We start from the raw sequence: 17,368 nt of genomic DNA, 5'->3' as shown, positions 1-17,368 counted from the left end.
GGGTATGACGACACAGGCGCACGACCGTGAGCTGGAGTCCGAACGGGACTACCTGGCCGGGCTCTATGACCGGCTCGACGCCAAGCGCGCGCGGGTCAAGGCCCAGTACCGCGCCGCGCTCGGCGGCCCGATCGACATGCAAGATGGCGGAACTCTGGTCGCCCGCGACGCCGAGGTGCGTGCCCTTGCCCGGTCGGCGGCACGATTGGACGTGGCCGACCATGGGCTGTGTTTCGGACGGCTGGACGCTCATTCGGGCGAGCGGCTCTACGTCGGTCGTATCGGCATCTTCGACGAGGACAACGACCACGAACCCCTGCTGCTCGACTGGCGGGCACCGGCCGCGCGTGCGTTCTACGTCGCCACCGGCGCCAGCCCGGAGGGCATGCGTCGGCGCCGCCAGTTCCAATCCCTTGGCCGGCGGCTGCTTGATTTCACCGATGAGGTCTTCGGTCGCCCGGATCCCGACGCCGGGGACGACAGTCCGTTCAGCAGTGATGCGGCCCTGCTCGCTGCGGTCAACGCTCCCCGCGCTGAAGGCATGCGCGACATCGTGGCGACGATCCAGGCCGAGCAGGACGAGATCATCCGGCTCGATCATCCGGGCGTCCTGGTCATCGAGGGCGGACCCGGCACCGGCAAGACCGTGGTGGCGCTGCATCGCGTCGCGTACCTCCTCTACACCCAACGGGCGCGAATCGAGCGGCACGGGGTGCTGGTCGTCGGCCCCAACCAGGCGTTCATGAACCACATCGGCCGCGTGCTGCCGTCGCTCGGCGAGTCGGAGGTGGTGTTCGTGACGGTCGGTGATCTGGTTCCCGGATTGCATGTCGACGCCGAAGACACCCCAGAAGTCGCCCGCCTCAAAGGTTCTCGCGCGATGCTGGATGTACTCGCCGCTGCCATCGCCGACCGCCAACGGCTGCCCGAACAGGTCCTGGAGATCCCGCTGGCGGACGTCACGATGCAGATAGCCGCCGACACCGCCCAGTGGGCGATCGACGAGGCACGCGCAAGCGGGCTGCCGCACAACACGGCCCGTGCGGTATTCAAGGAGATCGTCACCTACGTCCTCACCGAGCGGGCGATTGCCCGCATCGGTCGCGGCTGGCTGACCCGCGACAATCGCGAGGCCTGGGAGAAGGTGCGCGCGGATCTGCTCGCCGAGCTCGACGACAACGACCGGTTCGTCGCCGCCCTGGACGAACTCTGGCCGATCCTGACGCCGGAGGACGTATTGGCGACGCTGTACACGTCGCCCGAACGGTTGCGCGCCGCCGGCGCCGACTCGGCGCTATGGCGGGAAGCCGGCGACGCCTGGACCGTGTCGGACGTTCCACTGCTCGACGAACTGGTCGACCTGCTGGGTCCGCATCAGGCCGCGGACGATACCGCTGAACAGGAGCGCAAGGCCGAAACACGCTATGCAGCAGGCGTGTTGGACAACATGATCGCACGCGAGGACCTGATGGACGACGAGGACCATCTGCTCGCGCAGGACTTGATCGACGCCGAGGACCTCGCCGAACGCTTCATCGAGCGCGACTACCGCGATCTGGCCGAGCGCGCCGCCGCCGACCGCGACTGGACCTACCGACACGTCGTGGTCGACGAGGCGCAGGAACTCTCCGAGATGGACTGGCGGGTGCTGATGCGTCGCTGCCCGAGCCGGTCGTTCACCGTCGTCGGCGACCTCGCCCAGCGCCGCTCGATGGCCGGGGCGACAAGCTGGGCGCAGATGCTCGAGCCGTACGCACCCGGCCGGTGGGTCTATCGGTCATTGTCGGTGAACTACCGCACGCCCGCCGAGATCATGACCGTCGCCGCCGCGCTGCTCGCCGAGTTCGCGCCCGGCGTCCCGGCGCCGGAGTCGGTGCGCGCGTGCGGAATCCGCCCTTGGTCTCGGCGGGTCACCGCGGACCGCCTGTCGGCCGCGATCGAAGAGTTCGTGACGGACGAAGCCGCCCGCGAGGGCACCAGCGTCGTGATCGGGCCCCCGGGTGTTCCGGGCGCGGTCGCGCCGTCGGAGACCAAGGGTCTCGAGTTCGACGCGGTGCTGGTGGTGGAACCGGACCGCATCCTCGCCGACGGGCCGCGCGGTGCTGCCGAGCTTTACGTTGCACTCACTCGCGCCACCCAGCGGCTGGGCGTGTTACATCAACGCCCGCTGCCCGCGGTCCTGAGCGGTCTCGCCGACTACGACAGTTGACGAGCTTTCGCACTTGGGAATGCAGCTGCAGATTCAGCAAATTATCATGCGCTGCTCGGGCCCTCCTGGAATGCTGACCACAGCGGATTCCCGGTCGGGGAAGAGAAGTCGACGAGGCCTCGTCGGCACCGCACTACGAAGGAGCACTCTTCGATGGAACATGCCGCCCGTCGCTCGCTGCTCGCGGTTGCAACCATGACCACCGCTGGGGCCCTGGCCCTGTCGCCCGTGATCGCGACGCCGCACGAGATGGCCGTCGCCCCCTCACGAATTTCCGCTGAAGCAGTCCAGCTCACCGACGCATGGTCAGATCTGGCAAACAACACGGTAGCCAACGTAATTCAGCTCGCCGCGACAGCATTCGGCGTCAACAACAACGTTCCGTTGCCGAGCCCCACCATTCCGCTGGCTCCGGTCGTGACCCAGCTGGTGCTGAATCAGCTGATCTACGCCGCCCAATTGTTCACCGGCCAGGGTGCTTCGATCCCTGCGGAGATCAGCGCACACCTCACCGGCGTAATCAGCGTCGGTTCAACGGTAGTCAACGCGCTCCCGCCGATCATCGCCGCTCAACTTCAGTTACCGATCGCCGCCGTCCAGTCCGCCATCAACACCTTCACCGGCAGCGCCAACCCGCTGGTGGGTGTGTTCGAAGCACCGGCAGCGTTCCTCGACGTCATCCTCAACAACGAGGTCGGACTGCTCGGCATCTACGGTCCGATCGGCCTTCCGATCGTCGTCCGAAACCTGCTGACTCAGGCCCTTTACACCACGCCACCGACCATCGTCCTGCCGTTCAAGAAGGCAGGCGCGGCAACGTCGCAGCCCACGGCGGCCGCGACCACGGCGAGTCCGCGAGCATCTGGGGTGGCGGGCTCGGCGCGGGACCGGTCGAAGGCCCCGTCGGCCGCTTCGGCGAGCGCAAAGAAAGCCACGTCAGCCAAGACCGGCACCAAGAGCGGCGGGGCCCGCAGTAAGCGGGGCTGACCGAACGCGATGACTATCGGGGGCGGGGCGAGTCAACCCTTTGTGAAGTAACCCGACACAAAGGAGTCCCCATGTCCGCCCTGCCTCCGGTGGTCGATCAGCAGACTTGGCGCGCCGCACTCGACGAGCTGCGCGTGCGCGAGAAGGCCGCCACCCGCGAACTCGACGCGATCGCCGCACAACGCCGGCGCCTACCGATGGTCGAGATGCCGAACTATGTCTTGACCGGGGCCCAAGGTCCGGTCTGCCTGGCCGAGGTGTTCGACGGGCGCGCACAGCTGATCGTCTACAACCACATGTGGACCGACGGCGCGGAGTGGCAGTGCCCGGGCTGCACCGGGTTCACCTCACAGTTCACCCGGCTGGAGTTTCTGGACAACTACGACGCCCGCTTCGTGATCGTCACGAACGGGCCGATCGACGAAGCCCTGGCCTACAAAGCCAAGGTCGGCAATGCCATGGACTGGTACTCGTCGGCGGGCAGCTCGTTCGGCGCCGATGTCGACGCCGCCCCGGGCGACGGGTTCGGCGTCAACGTCTTTATGCGCGACGGCGACACCGTCTACCGCACGTGGCACACCAATGGTCGCGGCACCGAGCAACTCAGTCACTCATTCGCGCTCATCGACCTACTGCCCTGGGGCCGGCAGGAGGAATGGCAGGACTCCCCCGACGGCTGGCCGCAGCGACCGACGTATTCCGGTTGGGCCGGCTCGGAAGACATTGCGCGGGCCTACGGCGAAAGTCCTACGCTGCACACGTGACGACGCCACCGATACCCCCGGTCCATCCAGCCGAGCCGCACCACGACGCCTTCGGAAGTCGACTGAACTGGCTGCGGGCGGGTGTCCTCGGCGCCAATGACGGCATCGTGTCCACGGCAGGCATCGTCGTCGGTGTCGCCGCGGCAACCATCGAGCGCGGGCCGATCTTCACGGCCGGCATCGCGGCCCTGGCGGCCGGCGCCCTGTCGATGGCGGTCGGTGAATACGTCTCGGTGAGTACCCAGCGGGATTCCGAAGAGGCGATGCTGAAGAAGGAACGCCGCGAATTGGACACCGAACCGGCGGCCGAGCTCGACGAACTCGCCGCGCTCTATGAGGCCAAGGGCTTGACGCCGGCGACCGCGCGCGCCGTGGCCGAGGAACTGACCGACCACGACGCATTCGCCGCCCACGTCGAGATCGAATTGCGGATCAACCCCGACGAACTCACCAATCCGTGGCAGGCCGCGTTCTCCTCGGCAGTCTCCTTCACGGTCGGCGCGATCCTGCCCCTACTGGCAATTCTGTTGCCGCCGCCGTCGATTCGGGTGCCGGTCACCTTCATCGCGGTGTTGATCGCGTTGGCGGTCACCGGCTGGGTCAGCGCGCGCCTCGGTGGCGCCAACCCGCGGCGGGCGATCTACCGGGTGGTCATCGGCGGTGCGCTGGCGATGGGCATCACGTTCGGCATCGGCCACCTGGTCGGCGGCGCCGTGGGCTAGCGGTACTCGGCCGAGCCGTCGTCGAGCACGACCCGCGCGTTGGAGCCGTCGGGCCCGCTGGCCTCGGTGCGGTAGACCGCCCGGCCAGGATCGGTGCGCCAGATCGACGTCGTCAACGTCTCACCCGGGAAGACCGGCGACGTAAATCGCGCGCTGACCGCGGTGAGCTTCGCGGCGTCGCTGCCGGCCAACTCGGCCAGCAGCGCGCGACCGGCGAACCCATAGGTGCACAGCCCGTGCAGGATCGGCCTGTCGAAGCCGGCCATCTCGCGGGCGAACCAGGGGTCGCTGTGCAGCGGATTGCGGTCACCGGACAGTCGGTAGATCAACGCCTGATCGCCTCGGGTGGGCATGGCGATGCGGGCGTCCGGTTCGCGATCGGGGAATTCGGGAGCGGCCGGGCGCTGACCGGGTTGCCCGCCGAAGCCGCCCTCGCCGCGGATCACCGCCGTCGACAGCGTTTCGGCGATCAGTTCTCCGGTCGCCGGATCGGTGCCCTTGCCGCGCATCACGATGATCGCGTTCTTGCCCTCCCCCTTGTCCTGAATGTCGGCCACCTCGGAGACCACCGACAGCTCACCCGACGCGGGCAGCGGTGCGTGCAAGCGGATCTCCTGCGAGCCGTGCAGCAGCATGCCCCAGTTGAATGAACCCACCTTGGTGGCGGCCCCGAATGCCGGGCAGCAGATGACGGCAAAGGTCGGCAATACCTGCTGGGTGATGTCGTGGCTGTTGTCGGTGGTGAAGGCCAAATCATCGGTGCCTGCGCCCACGCCGAGCGCGTAGAGCATCGTGTCGCGGTCGGTCCACCGGTAGGGCGCAGGATCGGTGACCGCTCCGATTGCGGTGGGGTCGATGGCCATTGCCGTACTCCTGACGTCGTCGGATCAGAAACATCATCGTCGCACTGGCCAGAATTGGACCCACCACAGCGGTCGACAAGGCACGCTAGGAGGATGCCTCTTCTGCGCGCCCGGACCCTTGTCTCGCTGATTGCCGCCCTCTTGGCCGTTGTCCTGCTCGCCAGTTGCAGTTCTGATACGCCGCACGACCGGACGATCACGCTGACGTTCATCCGTCACGGGGAATCGGAGGCCAATGCGGCCGGGGTGATCGATACCGAAGTTCCCGGCCCCTCGCTGACTCCGACCGGCGAGCAGCAGGCCGCCGCGGCCGCCAACCGGCTGAAGGGGAACGGATATGACGGTGTCTACGCCTCGGAGATGGTGCGAACCCAGCAGACTGCCGCGCCGATGGCCAAGGCGCTCGGCAAGCAGGTCACCGTGCTGCCGGGCCTCAACGAAATCTCGGCGGGCTGGTTCAACGGCGGCAACGTGAAGAGCGCCGCCGCGACGTACATGGTCGCCCCGGCCGACTGGCTGCGCGGCGACACCGACTTCACCATTCCCGGTTCGGTGAGCGGCGCCGAGTTCAACGGCAAGTTCACCGGGGCGGTGCAGCGCATCTACGAGAGTGGCAACAACAAGCCGGTCGCGTTCTCCAGCGCGGCGTCAATCATGTTGTGGACGTTGATGAACGCCCGCAATGCCAAAAACAGCCTCGCCACGGATCATCCGCTGCCCAACACCGGCCGCGTCGTGGTGACGGGCAACCCGGTCATCGGCTGGACACTCGTGGACTGGGATGGCATCACCTCGTTCTGAGATGACGCAGATGGGGTTCGGCATGCCGCTGCGCGTGCGGTATGTCGAATGCGACATGCAGGGCCGGGTCTTCAACGGCCACTACCTGACGTGGGTCGACATGGCGCTCAACGAAGCCTTCCGGGACATCTTCGGCGACTACCAGGTGCTGCTCGACGGGGGCATCGACTTCGTCGTGGCCGCGGCGGAATTGCAGTTTCGCCAGCCGGCGCGATTCGACGACGACCTCGTGGTCGATGTCCGGTTCGACCCGGTGGGCACGACGTCGCTGCGCAGCAGGTTCGCGATCCGGCGCGGCGAGGATCTGATCGCGGAGGCCTCGATGGTCCACGTCTGCGTCGACGCGGCGACGTTCGAGAAACAGCCATGGCCGGACTGGTTCCGGGAACGAATCTCGTCAGCCTGTTGACCGGGGTGCGACCGCCGATCAAAGATGACCCATGCGCTATGTCGTTACCGGCGGTACCGGGTTCATCGGGCGCCGGGTCGTCACCCGGCTGCTCGCACAGAGAGATGACGCCGAGGTATGGCTGGCTGCCCGCGACTCATCGACTCGGACCGGTTTGGCCATGCTCGCCGCGGACTGGGGGCAGCGCGTGCATGCGTTGCCGGACGCGGCCCTGCCGACCGACGCCGACCATGTTGTGAACCTCCGGGCTGCCGACACCGAATCGGCGCTGGCGCTGAGCCGGGACCTGGGCGCGACGTTGCATCAGCTGTCTTCGGTCGCGGTGGCCGGCGACTTCCGGGGCGAGTTCACCGAGGACGATTTCGATATCGGCCAGCAGCTGCCCACCGGCCGGCACCGTGTGGCGTTCGAGGCCGAACACCTGGTGCGCTCGGCGGATGTGCGATTTCGCATCTATCGGACCGGCGTGATCGTGGGCGACTCACGCACCGGCGAAATCGACCGGATCACCGGCCCGTATCACCTCTTTGGGTTACTCGCCCGGCTGGCCGCGTTGCCGTCGATCACACCGGTGCTGCTGCCGGACATCGGCCGGATCAACCTCGTCCCGGTCGACTATGTAGCCGCGGCACTGGTCGAACTCATGCATATCGACGGCCGGGACGGGCAGACGTTCCACCTCACCGCACTCGAGCCGGTCGGCGTGCGTCAGATCTATCGGGGCGTGGCCCGCAGCGCGGGACTGCCGCCGCTGCGCGGTGGACTGCCCCGCCAGATGACGAAGCCGCTGCTGGCCGCTCGCGGCCGCGCGAAAGTGTTGCGAGACATGGCCGTCACGCAACTCGGTGTGCCACCGGAGGCCATCGACACGCTGGAGACCGCAGCCGTGTTTCATTCCGAGGTGACCCGAAAGGCGTTGCTTCCCAGTGGGATCGAGCCGCCTGCCTTCCCGGCGTATGCCCCCGTGCTGTGGCGATACTGGGCCGAACATCTGGACCCCGACCGCACCGTCTCCGACTCTGAGCCGCTGGCGGGCAGGCACGTGATCATCACCGGCGCGTCCAGCGGTATCGGCCGTGCCTCGGCGGTGGCGGTGGCGGCGCGTGGTGCCACCGTGTTCGCGTTGGCACGCAACGGCGCAGCGCTACAGGAACTGGTCGAGGAGATCACCGCCGACGGCGGGCAGGCCTTCGCCTTCAGCTGTGACGTCACCGATACCGAATCCGTCGACACGACGATCGCCGAGATTCTGGGCCGGTTCGGTCACGTCGACTATCTGGTGAACAACGCGGGCCGGTCGATCCGGCGGTCGGTGAGCGCGTCGACCGACCGGCTGCACGACTACGAGCGGGTGATGGCAGTCAACTATTTCGGCGCCGTCCGGATGGTGCTGGCGCTGCTGCCGCACTGGCGCGCACGCCGGTTCGGGCATGTCGTGAACGTGTCCAGCGCCGGGGTGCAGGCCCGCAATCCCAAGTACAGCTCGTACCTGCCGACCAAGGCGGCGCTCGATGCTTTCACCGATGTGGTGGCCTCGGAGACGTTGTCGGACAACATCACCTTCACGACGATCCATATGCCGTTGGTCAAGACGCCGATGATCGCGCCGTCGGGTCGGCTGAACCCGGTGCCACCGATCAGCGCCGAACACGCGGCGGCGATGGTGGTGCGGGCCCTGGTGGACAAACCGGTGCGCATCGACACCCCGCTGGGCACGCTGGCCGACGCGGGCCAGTACTTCACCCCGAAGCTGGCGCGCCGGGTACTGCACCAGCTGTACCTGGGCTATCCCGACTCGGCGGCAGCCCGCGGCGAGGTCCGGCGCCCCTCGGCGCCGGGTCCCCGTCTACCGGTGATCCGACTCCGTGCACCGCGTCCGGTCAAGCACGCCGTACGACTGGTGCCCGGCGTGCACTGGTGAACTCAACCAGTTCGCGGCGAGACTCAGCGGCAGGCCGGATCGACACTTAGGCTGACTACATGGGGACGGCCTGGCAGCTACTGGAGCGCCCGGCCAAGTACGAGGTCATCAGGTCCGCGCTGTCCGACAGCGAAGCTTCAGGTGTCGTGATCACGGGTGTGGCCGGGGTCGGCAAAACAACGTTGGCCCGTTCGGTCACCGCGTCTCTGCCCGGGCGGGCTCGTTGGGCGGCCTGCACCACGTCGTCGAGCAGCATCCCGCTCGGCGCCTTCGCACAGTGGGTCAGACCCACCGAGGCTCGGGATCCGATCCAGTTGCTGGTGTCGGCACGTCAGTCCCTACTGGCCGACGGTCCCGCGGTGATCGGCGTCGACGACGCGCACCTGCTCGACCAGCTGTCGGCCACACTGCTACACCAAATCGCCGTCGAGCGCACCGGTTCGATCGTCGCGACGGTGCGCAGCGGGGAACCCGTACCCGATTCGGTGATGACGCTGTGGAAGGACGGCTACCTACGCCACATCGACCTGGAGCCGTTCAGCAGGCAAGAGTGCGTCGCCCTGGTCGAGTCGGTACTCGGCGGCACGTTGGAAGAGCTCAGCGCCAACGTCATCTGGTCCCAGTCGGGCGGCAATCCGCTGTTCCTGCGGCACATGGTGGAGGCGGCACTGGAGGCCGGCACCCTGAGCGAGGTCAAGGGCGTGTGGCAATTGCGCGGGGCGACCACGGTGTCGCCCGTCCTGGCCACGCTGCTGGAAAGCCGTTTCGACAACGCCGATCCCAGTGCCGTCACGGTGCTTCGGTTGCTGTCGTTGTGCGAGCCGCTGGATCTCGATTCGCTGGTGGAACTGGCCGGCGAGCAGGCGATCGATGCCGCGGAGAAGGAGCATCTGATCCGGATCGATCGCGACGGTCCGACACTCAATGCGCGGATCAGTCATCCGCTGTACGGCGACGTGGTGCGGCGGCAGATCGGCACGGCATCGGCTCGGATGTTGCGCGGCCAGATCGTGAACGTGCTGAACCGGGAGAAGCCGACATCGGCGGCAGCCCGGATCAGACTGGCCGAGTTGTATCTGGACAGTGACCAGAACGCCGATACCGGGCTGTTGGTGGCGGCGGCCAAAGACGCGGTGTCACTGGCCAATGCGCCGTTGGGGGAACGCTTGGCGCGCACCGCATTCGAGCGCGACGCCGGGATGCGGGCGGCACATCTGCTGTCGCGGGCGCTGATGTGGCAGGGCCGGCCCGCCGAGGCCGACGAGATCCTGGGCCGGTTCGACCCCGACGACCTCGACGAGGGCCAGCTGCTGCTGTGGGGCGTTCCGCGGGCCTCGATCGTGTTCTGGTCGCTCGGCGAGGTGACGCGCGCCTACGAGGTGCTGGAGTTGCTGCGGCACCGGGTCGGCAATCCGATCCTGCGACCGATGCTCGACGCCGCCGACGCGGCGCTGACGATCTTCGAGAACAAGCTGCCCGAGGGACTGGCGAAAGCCGAGGCGGTGTTGTCCAACCCCGAGGCTCCGGAGCAAGCCGTGGAAACCGCGGCTTTTGCGGCCGGGATGGCGATGCCGTTGGCCGGACGCGGCGCTGAGTACACGGCGATCGTCGCGCGCTGCTTCGACACCCAGAAGTCGACCGATGGCCTGATCCGGATGCTCGCCCGGTACGGCGAGGTGCTGGCCCTGGTGCACAGCGGCGAACTCGACAAGGCCGAAACGCAGGCCGTGAACTACGCCGAGTTCTCCTCGTCCGGAGAGTTTCTGGGCTGGGCCATCGCCAAGACGATGGCCGGAATGGTGGCGTGTTACCGGGGCAGGTTCGCCGAAGCAATCCCGACGTTCGAGCAGGCGTTGGCGGCGTTCAACGCGGAGAATTCGCTGCCGTGGCGGTTGCCGGGCCGGCTTCTGCTGGCCCGCTCCTACGCCGGCCTGGGCAGGCCCGACGAGGCCGACCGGGTGCTGGCTGAGGCTGCTGAACACGCCGGTCCCACAGTGGCACTGTTCGACCCGCAGCTGTTGCTCGCCAGGGCATGGATCGCCGCGGCCCGCGGCGGCGGGCGGCGAGCCGCCGAACTGGCTCGGTCGGCCGCCGACGCCGCGCAACGCAGCGGGCAGTTCGCGGTGGAAGCCGAGGCATTGCACGACGCCGCCCGCTTCGGTGACCGCAAACTGGCACATCGGCTGCAGTCGCTGGTGGGACGCATCGACGGTCCGCTGCCGCAGTTGTATGCCCGGCACGCCGCTGCGGTGGCGGACGCCGACGGCGATGCGCTGGACGCCGTCAGCCTCGAGTTCGAACGGGCCGGGCTGCTGTTGGCCGCCGCCGATTCCGCCGCGCAGGCTGCCGCGAGCCACCAGCAAAGTCATGACCGCCGCAAGGAGATCGAATCAGTAACCCGGACAATGCATCTGGTTTCCCTATGCGGTGGTGTCTCCTCCCCCGCGATTCGGGCAGCGGCGAGACCATTGCCGGTGACCGCGCGTGAACTCGAGGTTGCCGAGTTGGTCGCCGCCGGTCAACCGAACCGCGAAATCGCCGAGCAGCTGTCGGTTTCGGTCCGCACCGTCGAAGGTCACGTCTATCGGGCGTGTCTGAAACTCGGTGTGTCCGATCGTGATGGGCTGGCCGCCATCATCCGCCCGGGCGGTGCGCGCGGTCCCCAGAGTTGATGCACCGACGGGTATCGTTACCGCGTGACTGTCGGGGATGATCAGGCCACTGCGCTGCCCGTTTTCGCCGATGTGGACACCGGCGTCGACGATGCGATGGCGCTGGTCTACTTGCTGGCCAGCTCCGATGCAAACCTCATCGGCGTCGCCTCCACCGGTGGCAATGTCGATGTTGATCAGGTGTGCCGCAACAACCTCGGGCTGCTCGAGCTGTGCGGGGCCACCGCGATCCCGGTGTCACGGGGCGCCGATCAACCACTGAGCACCGCGATGCGCACCGCCGAAGACACCCACGGGCCCGCCGGCCTGGGCTACGCCGAATTACCGGTGCACAGGAGCGAACTCACCAGTTATGACGCGGCCGAGGCCTGGGTACGCGCAGCCCGCGCCCTGCCCGGCGAGCTCGTCGGTCTGGTCACCGGGCCGATGACCAACCTCGCACTGGCCGTGCGTGATGAGCCGAACCTGCCGTCGTTGTTACGCCGACTGGTGATCATGGGTGGGGCATTCGACTACCGCGGTAACACCACCCCGGTGGCCGAGTGGAACATCAGCGTCGACCCGGAGGCCGCAGCCGAGGTGTTCAGCGCCTGGGGGCGGGCCGCGGATGCCAATGCGATTGCACCGCATCAACTTCCGATCGTGTGTGGGTTGAACCTGACCGAGAACATCGCATTGACACCGAAGATCTTGAGCCGTCTGGCTGCCGCAGCGGAAACCGTCAGCACCGCGATGAGCGTCCTGGATTCCCGGGGCACCCGGTCGGCGGCCGACAACGGGTTGATCCGCGTACTCGAGGATGCGATGCGGTTCTACTTCGAGTTCCACTTCGACCAGGGCGAGGGTTATCTGGCGCATCTGCACGATCCACTGGCGGCGGCGGTGGCCTTGGATCCCGGATTGATCCAAACCCGGGCGACGACAGTCGATGTCGAGCTCACAGGAACGCTGACCCGCGGCATGACCATCGCCGACTGGAGCCAGCGGTGGGGCCGGGAACCCAACGCGCACGTCGGGGTGGGAGTTGATCCGGCGGCGTTCTTCGACCGGTTCATTGAACGAGTGGGCCCGTTCGCGCGTCGGCTTGCCGCTCATTCGTAGACGCCTTCCAGATACCACCGGCGCTGCCGGTAGCAGAGCAGCAGTGCGGTTCCCGGCTCACCGGGTCGGCTGTCCACCAGCACCTGAGCGCGCGCCGTCCGGCCGGCCCTGGACTGTTGACCCTGATCCCACCACCGTTCGTCCACCGACCACGGCCCGGCCCACCAGCTCAGCGCACCCCGGTAGTGGTGACCCGCACCGTCCAACCTCGCCGGCTCGGCCGTGAACATTCCGCGCCCGGTGACCCGCACCGGATTACCTTCGGCGTCAAGCAATTCCACCGGATCATCGAGGATCACCACCGGCGCGGGCTCAGGCAGCCGACCGGGCCACGGCCGGTCGGGGTTTGCCCTGGGCACCAGCTCGTCACCGAGTGGGGTCAACGTGATGCGCTCGGCGGGACCGCGACCACCGGACAACACCGGCAGCTGGACGGCTTCCTGCCCCAGCAAGCCCTGCACCCGAACCAGCGCCCGGCGAGCCCGCAACCGGTCTTCCTCGCCAATACCGCCCCACAGCGGTAACTGAAGCGCTTCTGCGGAAACAACTTCCACCGGCTGCAACCGAAGCATCGTCACCGGCGAGTTCGGACGGTCGTCGGGCCGGCGTCTGTTGAGCCAACCGTCGAGCTGCCAGCGCACCCGGTCGGCGGTCGCATCCTCGGTCAGCGGCTCGGCACAGCGCCACACCCGGGTCAGCTCACCACCACTCGCGGTGAGGGCATGGATGGCCAACCTGGTACATCCCACACCGGCCGCCTCCAGACTGCGATGCAGGGCGCTCGCCAGCGTTCGCCCGGCGAACGCCGCCGCGTCGACCCGGTCGACCGGCGGGTCGCACTGCAACACCGCCTCGAGGTCGGCGGGCGGCTCGCGACCGGATGGGCCGCGTACCGGCTCACCCCGGGCGAAGCGATGAGCGGCCACCCCATCAGCGCCGAACCGGGACGCGACATCGCTGCGCGACAACGCCGCGAACTGACCGAGGTTGCGAATACCCATGCGCCACAACAGATCAGCCAGTTCTTCCCGACCGGGGCCGGACAGGCTGGGCTCACCGGCCAGCTGGCGGATCGACAACGCCGACAGAAATCGGGCGTCCCCACCGGTCTCGATCACCCGACCGGCACGAGCTGCGAAGACCGCCGTCGGCAACTGATCGGCAATTCCCACCTGACATTCGGCACCGGCCGCGGCGACGGCATCGACCAACCGCTCGGCGGCGGCCTGTTCGGAACCGAAGTAACGGGCCGCGCCGCGAACCGACAACACCAGCAGCCCGGGCCGCAGTACCTCGGCGCGGGGCACCACCTCGTCGACCGCCGCCGTCACCCCTTCGAAGTAGCGGGCGTCGCGGGCCGGGTCGGCGGTGACCACATGCAGCTGCGGGCACCGGGCTTGTGCCTCGCGCCGGCGCAGAGTGCGGCGAACCCCGGCCGCGCGGGCGGCGGCCGAGCAGGCGATCACCCGGTTGGCCAGGGTGACCGCGACCGGAGACGTCGCCGGCAGCCCGGCTGCCGCGGCCGCGGCGACGGCGGGCCAGTCCATGCACCAGATCGCCAGCACCCGGCCGGTCATGTCAGCTCACCCTGGATCGGGCGGCGCGACCGTGCGCCCTGACCGACAACCGCACCCGACTGATGCGGCCACACCCCGACACCGGGACATCACCGCGACCCGCGGTGATCTCATAGCCACGCACCCGGGCGTCCAAGCGCATCGTCGCGCCTTGCCAGTCCCCCCGGGCCACCAGCAGGGTGCAACCCTTCTGCCGGGCCCGGGCCACCACCGCCCGCGCCCGAGTAGCGGTCACCGTCCGGCCGGCCAGCCCGAGCACCACCAGATCCATCCCGTCCATCAGCACCGCGGCCACCTCGACGGGATCGGTGCCCGGGTCCGGGATAACCGCCAGCCGGCTCAGGTCCGCACCCATCTCCACGGCGGCCAGCAGACCGAAATCCGGTAGCCCCACGACGGCCACATGCCCACCACCTGCCGTGACCGCCGCGGCCATGCTCACCGGCAAGGACAATGCTCCCGACGCCACTGCGACAGCACCACGCGGCAACCCCGTCGGCAGCACTCCGGCCAGCGATTCGGGGACCGGCAGCAAACTTTCAGAGGCGGGAATCACCTCATTCGCCACATCCGTAACAGGTCGGGTGACGCCCACCTTCCCCGACACCGCCGCCATCTGGCGTCTGAGTTGTTCTAGCTGCTCAGCGCGGTTAAGCTGACGCTTCTCCAGGGCAATCGCCGCCGTCATCGCCCACCTCCAGCTGCGATCCCGATTCACTGTGTTCGAATGTATGTTCGATACTCCGAGTAAACACCCACCCACCGACAGCGTCAAGCGTGGAATCGCCCCGCTGTGCACCCAAGCCGATGTTGGTGACGCGTCCGAAATCGCACCTGGCACGATGCAGGGCATGACGATCAACCGCGAACAAGCTGACAAGGTTGCCCACGGAGCCGGCTTCATTGCCGCGCTCGACCAGAGCGGTGGCAGCACCCCCAAGGCGCTGAAGCTCTACGGCATCGCCGAGGACGCTTACTCCGGCGACGAGCAGATGTTCGACCTGGTGCACGAGATGCGCACCCGGATCATCACCAGCCCGAGCTTCAACGGCGACCGGATCGTCGCCGCGATCCTGTTCGAGATGACCATGGACCGCGAGATCGAGGGGCGCCCGACCGCCGACTACCTGTGGAACGTCAAGAACGTCGTACCGATCCTCAAGGTCGACAAGGGTCTGGCCGCCGAAGAGGACGGTGCTGCGGTGATGAAGCCCATCGACGGTCTGGATGAGCTGCTGTCCCGCGCGGTCGCCAACGGCATCTTCGGCACCAAGATGCGCTCGGTCATCAAGCTGCCCGGCGGTGGCTTGGATGCGGTGGTCGAGCAGCAGTTCGCGATCGCCCGCCAGATCCTGGCCGCCGGCCTCATCCCGATCATCGAGCCCGAGGTCGATATCCACAGCCCGGAGAAGGGTGCCGCCGAGAAGCAGCTCAAAGCCGCGATTCTCAGCCACCTCGGCGCCCTCGGCGAGGACCAGCAGGTGATGCTCAAGCTCACCCTGCCCGACACCGACGATCTCTACCGTGAACTGGTCGAACACCCCAAGGTGATGCGGGTTGTCGCCCTGTCCGGCGGCTACGACCGCACCGCGGCCTGCGAGCGCCTCGCCCGCAACCATGGCGTCATCGCCAGCTTCTCCCGCGCACTGACCGAGGGGCTGACCGCCCAGCAGAGCGACGAGGAGTTCGACAAGACCCTTGACGAGGCGATCGCCGAAATCGCCGCCGCCTCAGCGACTTAACGGGGGACTCACTCCCATTCGATGGTGCCGGGCGGCTTGCTCGTGACATCGAGCACCACCCGATTCACCTCGGGCACCTCATTGGTGATGCGGGTGGAGATACGCTCCAACACCTCGTAGGGCACCCGGGTCCAGTCGGCGGTCATCGCGTCCTCACTGGACACCGGCCGCAGGACGATCGGGTGGCCGTAGGTGCGCCCGTCGCCCTGCACACCAACCGAGTGGACATCGGCCAGCAGCACGACCGGGCACTGCCAGATCTGACCGTCCAAACCTGCCGACGTCAGCTCTTCGCGAGCGATCAGGTCGGCTCGGCGCAGGGTGTCCAGCCGGCTCGCCGTCACCTCACCGACGATCCGGATACCCAGACCAGGCCCCGGGAAGGGTTGGCGGCCAACGATTTCCTCCGGCAGACCCAACTCGCGGCCGACCGCGCGCACCTCGTCTTTGAACAGCAACCGCAGCGGTTCGACGAGCTTGAACTTCAGGTCGGCCGGCAGCCCGCCAACATTGTGGTGGCTCTTGATGTTCGCCGTCCCGGTTCCACCACCGGACTCCACGACGTCGGGATAGAGCGTGCCCTGGACCAGGAATTCGACCGGATGACCGTCGGAATCGTTCTCGGCCAGCAGGTCTCGCACCGAGCCTTCGAACGCGCGAATGAACTCCCGGCCGATGATCTTGCGCTTGCCTTCCGGATCATGCACGCCGGACAACGCCTGCAGGAACCGTCCCTCGGCATCGACGGTCACCAACCGGGCACCGGTGGCGGCTACGAAATCCCTTTGCACCTGCGCTCGTTCACCGGCACGCAACAGTCCGTGGTCGACGAACACGCATGTCAGCCGGTCGCCGATGGCGCGCTGCACGAGCGCGGCCGCCACCGCGGAATCGACCCCGCCGGACAGCCCGCAGATGGCCTTGCCCTCACCGATCTGCTCGCGCACCTGCTCGATCAGGCTCTCGGCGATGTTGGCCGGAGTCCAGCTTGCGCCGATGCCGGCGAAGTCGTGCAGGAAGCGGCTGAGGACCTGCTGGCCGTGCGGAGTGTGCATGACCTCCGGGTGGTATTGCACCCCGGCCAACCGACGGGCCCGGTCTTCGAAGGCGGCAACCGGCGCTCCGGAGCTGACAGCCACCACCTCGAACCCCTCCGGCGCCGATGTGACCGCGTCGCCGTGGCTCATCCAGACCGGCTGCGAGCCGGGCAGGCCCGAATGTAGGTCTCCGCCAAGCACTTCCAGTTCAGTGCGGCCGTATTCGCTGGTGCCCGTACGGGCGACGGTGCCGCCGAGGGCCCGGGCCATGGCCTGGAATCCGTAGCAGATGCCGAACACCGGTACATCGAGGTCGAAGACGGCCGGATCGAGCTGCGGGGCGCCGTCGGCATACACGCTGGCCGGTCCGCCGGAGAGCACGATGGCCTGCGGATCCTTGGCCTTGATCTCCTCGACGGTCGCGGTGTGCGGGATGACCTCGGAGAACACCCGGGCTTCCCGGACCCGCCGGGCAATCAGCTGGGCGTACTGAGCACCGAAATCGACCACCAACACAGGACGAGGCGAGGGGGATGTCACGCATAGAGTCTAGTGCGCCGGAT

14 protein-coding genes are annotated in these 17,368 nt (G+C 67.8%); 10 read left to right on the top strand and 4 right to left on the bottom strand.

Going from position 1 to position 17,368, the window contains the following annotated elements; translation table 11 throughout:
* Positions 1–4: 4 nt before the first annotated feature.
* The 4 genes from helR to AB431_RS07105 all read left to right on the top strand — a co-directional run bounded on the left by helR (position 5) and on the right by AB431_RS07105 (position 4,682).
* The gene (gene helR / locus AB431_RS07120; protein WP_369802993.1) at positions 5–2,209 is read left to right on the top strand and encodes an RNA polymerase recycling motor ATPase HelR; all 2,205 of its coding nucleotides are present in this window, start codon (positions 5–7) and stop codon (positions 2,207–2,209) included.
* A 195-nt stretch (positions 2,210–2,404) separates the two neighbouring features.
* Positions 2,405–3,196: a hypothetical protein gene (locus AB431_RS07115; protein WP_235435846.1), complete on the top strand. Its 792-nt coding sequence runs from the start codon at positions 2,405–2,407 to the stop codon at positions 3,194–3,196.
* A 71-nt stretch (positions 3,197–3,267) separates the two neighbouring features.
* Complete coding sequence (locus AB431_RS07110) at positions 3,268–3,960, top strand: DUF899 family protein (protein ID WP_047329341.1); 693 nt, start codon at positions 3,268–3,270, stop codon at positions 3,958–3,960.
* A complete protein-coding gene (locus AB431_RS07105; protein ID WP_235435845.1) occupies positions 3,957–4,682 on the top strand; it encodes a VIT family protein in 726 nt (241 codons plus the stop codon). Before AB431_RS07110 ends, AB431_RS07105 begins: the two co-directional genes overlap by 4 nt.
* Here the strand turns inward: AB431_RS07105 and AB431_RS07100 are convergent.
* Entirely contained in the window at positions 4,679–5,545 is an 867-nt protein-coding gene (locus tag AB431_RS07100) for a MaoC family dehydratase (protein WP_047329340.1), read from the bottom strand. The two genes, AB431_RS07105 and AB431_RS07100, sit on opposite strands and share 4 nt — an antisense overlap.
* Before the next feature lie 93 nt (positions 5,546–5,638).
* Here AB431_RS07100 and AB431_RS07095 point away from each other — a divergent pair, with 93 nt between their 5' ends.
* The 5 genes from AB431_RS07095 (at position 5,639) to AB431_RS07075 (ending at position 12,449) form a co-directional block, all read left to right on the top strand.
* Positions 5,639–6,346: a histidine phosphatase family protein gene (locus AB431_RS07095; protein WP_047329339.1), complete on the top strand. Its 708-nt coding sequence runs from the start codon at positions 5,639–5,641 to the stop codon at positions 6,344–6,346.
* Position 6,347: 1 nt separating this feature from the next.
* On the top strand, positions 6,348–6,755 hold the full coding sequence (locus AB431_RS07090) for a thioesterase family protein (RefSeq protein WP_052960224.1): 408 nt from the start codon (positions 6,348–6,350) through the stop codon (positions 6,753–6,755).
* 31 nt (positions 6,756–6,786) lie between these two features.
* Positions 6,787–8,676, top strand: a complete 1,890-nt coding sequence (locus AB431_RS07085; protein WP_047329337.1) for an SDR family oxidoreductase — start codon at positions 6,787–6,789, stop codon at positions 8,674–8,676.
* A gap of 59 nt (positions 8,677–8,735) precedes the next feature.
* Entirely contained in the window at positions 8,736–11,348 is a 2,613-nt protein-coding gene (locus AB431_RS07080) for a LuxR C-terminal-related transcriptional regulator (RefSeq protein WP_047329336.1), read from the top strand.
* Between the two features lie 96 nt (positions 11,349–11,444).
* Positions 11,445–12,449 carry a nucleoside hydrolase gene (locus AB431_RS07075; RefSeq protein ID WP_235435906.1) on the top strand — a complete coding sequence of 335 codons (1,005 nt, stop codon included), beginning with the start codon at positions 11,445–11,447 and terminating at the stop codon, positions 12,447–12,449.
* Here AB431_RS07075 and AB431_RS07070 read toward each other — a convergent pair.
* Positions 12,440–14,026 carry a DNA polymerase Y family protein gene (locus AB431_RS07070; RefSeq protein ID WP_047329335.1) on the bottom strand — a complete coding sequence of 529 codons (1,587 nt, stop codon included), beginning with the start codon at positions 14,024–14,026 and terminating at the stop codon, positions 12,440–12,442. The genes AB431_RS07075 and AB431_RS07070 overlap by 10 nt on opposite strands.
* 1 nt (position 14,027) lies before the next feature.
* Positions 14,028–14,714 (bottom strand): hypothetical protein, encoded by a 687-nt coding sequence (locus tag AB431_RS07065; protein ID WP_047329334.1) that lies wholly within the window; start codon positions 14,712–14,714, stop codon positions 14,028–14,030.
* A 154-nt stretch (positions 14,715–14,868) separates the two neighbouring features.
* On the opposite strand from AB431_RS07065, the gene AB431_RS07060 reads away from it, so the two are divergent.
* Positions 14,869–15,768, top strand: coding sequence for a fructose bisphosphate aldolase (locus tag AB431_RS07060; protein ID WP_200902746.1), 900 nt, complete (start codon positions 14,869–14,871; stop codon positions 15,766–15,768).
* A gap of 8 nt (positions 15,769–15,776) precedes the next feature.
* Here AB431_RS07060 and guaA read toward each other — a convergent pair whose 3' ends face one another.
* Positions 15,777–17,345, bottom strand: coding sequence for a glutamine-hydrolyzing GMP synthase (guaA, locus tag AB431_RS07055; RefSeq protein ID WP_047329333.1), 1,569 nt, complete (start codon positions 17,343–17,345; stop codon positions 15,777–15,779).
* Between the last annotated feature and the right edge of the window lie 23 nt (positions 17,346–17,368).

Source organism: Mycobacterium sp. EPa45 (assembly GCF_001021385.1).
GTDB lineage: Bacteria > Actinomycetota > Actinomycetes > Mycobacteriales > Mycobacteriaceae > Mycobacterium.
Note: the sequence above shows the minus strand (reverse complement) of the source record. Positions and strands in the feature narration are given on the sequence as shown.